The sequence below is a fragment of the Hymenobacter agri genome (assembly GCF_054778495.1).
This window is the reverse complement of sequence record NZ_BAAGZM010000281.1, coordinates 1-5460: the sequence shown is the minus strand read 5'-3', so window position 1 is coordinate 5460 and position 5460 is coordinate 1. Positions and strand designations below refer to the sequence as shown.

Annotated in this window: 4 protein-coding genes; all 4 read left to right on the top strand. The window is 61.5% G+C overall.

Going from position 1 to position 5460, the window contains the following annotated elements; all coding sequences use genetic code 11:
* A partial coding sequence (locus tag ACYVDE_RS13705) for a RagB/SusD family nutrient uptake outer membrane protein (protein ID WP_460502106.1) occupies window positions 1–300 on the top strand: 300 nt, incomplete at its 5' end.
* Window positions 301–467: 167 nt separating this feature from the next.
* The gene (locus ACYVDE_RS13700) at window positions 468–2336 is read left to right on the top strand and encodes a glycoside hydrolase family 2 protein (RefSeq protein WP_460502105.1); all 1869 of its coding nucleotides are present in this window, start codon (window positions 468–470) and stop codon (window positions 2334–2336) included.
* Window positions 2337–2467: 131 nt separating this feature from the next.
* The gene (locus ACYVDE_RS13695; RefSeq protein ID WP_460502104.1) at window positions 2468–3874 is read left to right on the top strand and encodes a hypothetical protein; all 1407 of its coding nucleotides are present in this window, start codon (window positions 2468–2470) and stop codon (window positions 3872–3874) included.
* Window positions 3875–4067: 193 nt separating this feature from the next.
* Window positions 4068–5453 carry a glycoside hydrolase family 3 protein gene (locus ACYVDE_RS13690; protein ID WP_460502103.1) on the top strand — a complete coding sequence of 462 codons (1386 nt, stop codon included), beginning with the start codon at window positions 4068–4070 and terminating at the stop codon, window positions 5451–5453.
* Window positions 5454–5460 lie beyond the last annotated feature (7 nt).

The window sequence follows — 5460 nt, the reverse complement described above, 5'->3', positions numbered from 1 at the left end:
ACCGTCGACCTGCCCGCCGGCACCACCATCGCCGTGCTGCGCGACCGCATCGAGCTGGAGCGCCGCCTGGAGCTGAACATGGAAGGGCACCGCTGGTTCGACCTGCTGCGCACCGAGCGCGCCGGCCAGAACCGCGCCCTGCAGGTAATGAATGCCTATTTCACGCAGTACAGCATCCGACCGAACAACTCCGCCGCCGGCAGCATCGTGCAGATTGACCAGCACAACCTGCTCTTCCCGCTGCCCATCCAGGAAATCCAGACCAACCCGATTCTGACTCAGAACCCGGGCTACAACTAAGGTGGTAGACGATAGCAGCACGTCATGCAGAGCGCAGCGAAGCATCTCGCGTGCCGCCACTAATCAATCGCGCCAAAACGGTTGGATTACTACCACATGCGAGATGCTTCGCTGCGCTCTGCATGACTTCTTTCCCCTCCTCCCCCTATCCCTTCTCCCCTCTTTCCATGCCCCACCCCACCCCGCTGAAGCTGCTGCTGGCCCTCGTGCTGGGCATTGGCTTCTGTGCTGCACCGGCGGCCCGCGCCCAAACCACCCTCATCCAAAATGCGCCGGGCCGCCGCGTGCTCAGCCTCAACGGCAGCTGGAACTACATCATCGACCCTTACGAAAACGGCTTTTATGACTACCGCCGCGAGGCGTTCGATAAGTCGGCCAGCGGCAAGGGCGGCTACTACGACAACGCCAAGCCCAGCACCGCCCAGGAGCCCGAACTGATTGAGTACGACTTTGACCACTCGGCCGCCCTGCAGATTCCCGGCGACTGGAACTCGCAGGACCCCAAGCTGCTGTACTATGAAGGCACCATCTGGCTGAAAAAGAGCTTCAAGATTACACCCACGGCCGGCAAACGCTATTTTCTCTACTTCGGGGCAATTAACTACGAATCCCACATTTACCTGAACGGCAAGAAGCTGGGCATGCACCAGGGCGGCTTCACGCCCATCCAATACGAAGTAACGGGCAGGCTGAACCCCAGCGGCGAAAACTTCGTGGTGGTGAAGGCCGACAACACCCGCCACTTCGATGCCGTGCCCACCATCAATACCGACTGGTGGAACTACGGCGGCATCACCCGCGACGTGTTCGTTGCCGAAGCGCCCGAGACGTTCATTGTCGACTACAAGGTGCAGCTGGCCAAGGACAATATGAGCCAGTTGGCTGGCTACGTGCAGCTCGATGGCGCCTCCAAAAGCGGCCAGTCGGTAACGCTGAACATCGCCGAAGCGGGCATCAAGCAAACGCTAAAAACTGACGGCGAAGGCCGCGCCACGTTCAGCATCCCGGCCAAGAAGCTGAAACTGTGGTCGCCGCAGACCCCTAAGCTGTATGCAGTTTCGCTCACGAATGGCAGCGAAACGGTGCAGGACAAAATCGGCTTCCGCACCATACAGACGCGGGGCCAGGACATCCTGCTGAACGGCAAGTCTACGTTTATGCGCGGCATTTCCATTCATGATGAGAACCCGCTCATTCCCGGCCGGGCGCGCGGCGAGGGCGACCTGCGCATGCTCCTCACCTGGGCCAAGGAGCTGGGCTGCAACTACGTGCGCTTGGCCCACTACCCGCACAACGAAACCATGCTCAAGCTGGCCGACGAAATGGGCCTCCTCGTGTGGGCCGAAGTGCCGGTATACTGGACCATAGCCTGGCAAAACCCTGCCACCTACCAAAACGCCGAAACCCAGCTCTCGGACCTGATTTCAATGGGGAAAAACCGCGCCAGCATCGTGGTGTGGTCGGTGGGCAACGAAACGCCCCTCGGCGACCCGCGCCTCACATTCATGACCAACCTCGTGAAAAAAGCGCGCAGCCTCGACGATACGCGCCTCATCGCCGCCGCCTTGGAACTGCACCGCACCCCCGACAACGTGGTGCACGTGGACGACCCGCTGGGCGAGTCGCTCGACCTGACCAGCTTCAACGAATACGCGGGCTGGTACTGGGGCGGCAAGCCCGGCGAAATCACCAAGTACACCTTCGACATCAAGTACAACAAGCCGGTGATGATTAGCGAATTCGGCGGCGATGCGCTGGCCGGCTACCACGGCGACGCCGATACCCGCTGGAGCGAGGAGTACCAAGAGGCCCTCTACGTGAACCAGCTGAAGATGCTGAGCACGATAAAAGGCCTGCGCGGCATGACGCCCTGGATTCTGGCCGACTTCCGCGCCACCCGGCGGCAGCACCCGGTGTACCAGAACGGCTTCAACCGCAAGGGGCTGATTTCAAGCACGGGCGTGAAGAAGAAGGCATTTTACGTGCTGCAGGAATATTACCGGCAGCAGGCGGCGAAATACGATACGGGGAAATGACAAAGTCAGCAACCCGTAGAGATGCATATTTGCGTCTCGTCGTCCGCGCCAACCAGACGAATCGTTCAACGACGAGACGCAATTATGCGTCTCTACATCGTTCGCTTTTCAAGCATCTTCTAGCTGCTGGGGTGTTAGTCGGACTATCATCCGCCGCCCACGCCCAAACCGCCTCCCGCGACAGCGCCGAATACATCCTGCGCGTGGCTGCCAAAAAGACCATCAACAACTCCGCCATCGACGGCAAGGCGGGCTTTTCGGAGTATAAAAACTATCCCACTCGCACCATCGCGACACTGCAAAATTTCACACCGGCCACGACCAAGCTGGACAAGTACGGCGGGCGGCTCGATAAGAAAACCAAGGCCACCGGCTTCTTCCGCGTCGAGAAAATCAACGGCCGCTGGTGGGCCGTGGACCCCGACGGCTACTACTTCCTGCACAACGCCCCCAACGACGTGCAGCCCGGCGGCTCGGCGCGCACCCAGCAGGCGCTACAAGCCAAATACGGCGACCGCGCCGGCTGGATGGCCGCCACCCGTAAGTTCTTCTTCGCGAATGGCTTTAATGGCGCGGGCGCGTGGTCGGCGACGAAGGAGATTCAGGCCGAAAACCAGAAGGCCGACCAGCCCCTGGCCTACACCATCAATCTGGACTGGATGAGCGGCTACGGCAGCAAGCGCGGCGGCACCTACGTGCAGCCCGGCCACAAAGGCTACCCCAACGACGTGATTTTCACCTTCGACCCCGGCTTTGAAGAATACGTGGCGGAGCAAGCCAAAAAACTGGCCGCCAACAAGAAGGACAAAAACCTGTTCGGCTATTTCTCCGACAACGAAATGCCGCTGCTGCGCAAAAACCTCGACGGCTACCTGAAACTGGCCCCCACTGAGCCCGGCTACGTGGCCGCCAAAAAATGGGCCGACGAGCGCAACATCACCCTCGAAACCATTACCGACCAGAACCGGGCCGATTTCCTGGCCTTTGCGGCCGAGCGCTACTTCAGCATCGTGGCCAGGGCCCTGAAGAAGTACGACCCCAATCATATGTACCTGGGCTGCCGCTTCCACGGCGCGCAGCGCTACTACCCGGAGCTGATGAAGGTGGCGGGCAAGTACCTCGACGCCGTGAGCATCAACTACTACAACAACTGGACGCCCGAAAAAACCTGGGTGCGCGACTGGGAAGTTTTCGCCGGCAAGCCCTTCATCGTGACGGAATGGTACGTGAAGGGCGAAGACGCCCCCGGCCTGGCCAACACCGCCGGCGCCGGCTGGGTGGTGAAAACGCAGACCGACCGTGGCCTCTTCTACCAGAATTTCACGCTGGGCCTGCTCGAATCGAAGAATTGCGTGGGCTGGCACTGGTTCAAATATCAGGACAACGACCCCACGCTGGTGGGCGCCGAACCCTCGAACACCAACGCCAACAAGGGCATCGTCGACAACAACCTGGAGCCCTACCAACCGCTGCTCGACAAGATGCGCGAGCTCAACCAACAGATGTATCATCTGGCCGACTTCTTCGACCAGCGTTAACCTACCCGTGCCTACCTGGCGGCCGCCTGGCCGTTTCGGAGTCCGAAAAAACTGCTTCCCCTGCCGGAATTACGCCTCACGAGAATGGTGGGAACGTATGACTGAGGCCCCGGCCGGGGCGGCGGTGGCTTGCGGCCGCCAGAAATGCACAATTCCTTTTCCGGCTGCTCCGGCGGCCTTTCATTGCATCTGCATGACTTTTTCGTTTCCTAAGCCGCTGTTGCCGCTGCTGTTGTTGGGCCTGCTGTCCGGCCCGGCGGCCGTCGCGCAAAAGAAAAAACCTGCCCCAACGGCGGCCACTGCCCGCCCGGCCGACATCGAGCAGCGCATCAGTGCCCTGCTCACCCAGATGACGCTGGAAGAGAAAGTCGGCCAGCTTAACCAGTATTCAGGACGGGAAGTAACCGGCCCGGCCAGCGACCGCAAGAACACCCTGCTCAGCAGCATCCGCAACGGGCAGGTGGGCTCGATGCTGAACGTGAAGGGCGTGAAGGATACCCGCGAAATCCAGGCTGTGGCGCTGGAATCGCGCCTGCACATTCCGCTGCTGTTTAGCCTCGACGTCATTCACGGCTACCAGACTACCTTCCCCATTCCGCTGGCCGAGGCTGCTTCCTGGGATTTGGATGCCATTCGGCTGGGCGCGCACGTGGCCGCCCGCGAGGCCGCCGCGTCCGGCATTCACTGGACGTTTGCGCCGATGGTGGACGTGGGCCGCGACCCACGCTGGGGCCGCGTGATGGAAGGCGCCGGCGAAGACCCCTACCTCGGCTCGCAGATTGCCCGGGCCCGCGTGCTGGGCTTTCAGGGCGAGAAGCTGGGCGGCACCGATGCCGTGATGGCCTGCGCCAAGCACTTCGCCGCCTACGGAGCCGCCACCGCCGGCCGCGACTACAACGTCGTCGACCTGAGCGAGCAGCAGCTCTGGGAAACCTACCTGCCGCCATTCCGCGCTGCCGCCGAGGCTGGCGTAGCCACGTTCATGAACTCGTTCAACACCCTGAACGGTATTCCGGCCACCGGCAGCAGCTACTTGCAGCGCGACATTCTGAAAGGCCAGTGGCAATACCCCGGCTTCGTGGTGAGCGACTGGGGCTCGATTGGCGAAATGGCTAACTGGGGCTACGCTGCCGACAAAGCCGACGCCGCCCAGAAAGCCATTACCGCCGGCTCCGACATGGACATGGAGAGCGATGCCTACCACCAGAAGCTGGCCCAGCTGGTGAACGACGGTAAAGTGAACATCAGCCTGGTGGATGATGCCGTGCGCCGCATTTTGCGCAAGAAGTTTGAACTGGGTCTGTTTGACGACCCCTACCGTTTTTCGGACGAGAAGCGCGAAAAGCAGGTGCTGGCCGACCCACAAAACCGCGCCGCCGCCCGCCAGATGGCCCAAAAGTCCCTGGTGCTGCTGAAAAACACCAACGCTACTCTGCCCCTCACTCCGGCCCTGCGGCGCGTGGCAGTCATCGGCCCGCTGGCCAAGGCCAAGCGCGACCTCAACGGCAGCTGGACCGTGGACACCGACACCACGCGCATCACCTGGTTTTACAACGGCCTGCGCCAGCGCACCGGCTAGAGCACCG

Excerpts from the sequence above, each read along its gene's own strand:
- ACYVDE_RS13690 (WP_460502103.1), top strand. The coding sequence starts at position 4,068 with ATGACTTTTTCGTTTCCTAAGCCGCTGTTGCCGCTGCTGTTGTTGGGC.
- ACYVDE_RS13700 (WP_460502105.1), top strand. The coding sequence starts at position 468 with ATGCCCCACCCCACCCCGCTGAAGCTGCTGCTGGCCCTCGTGCTGGGC.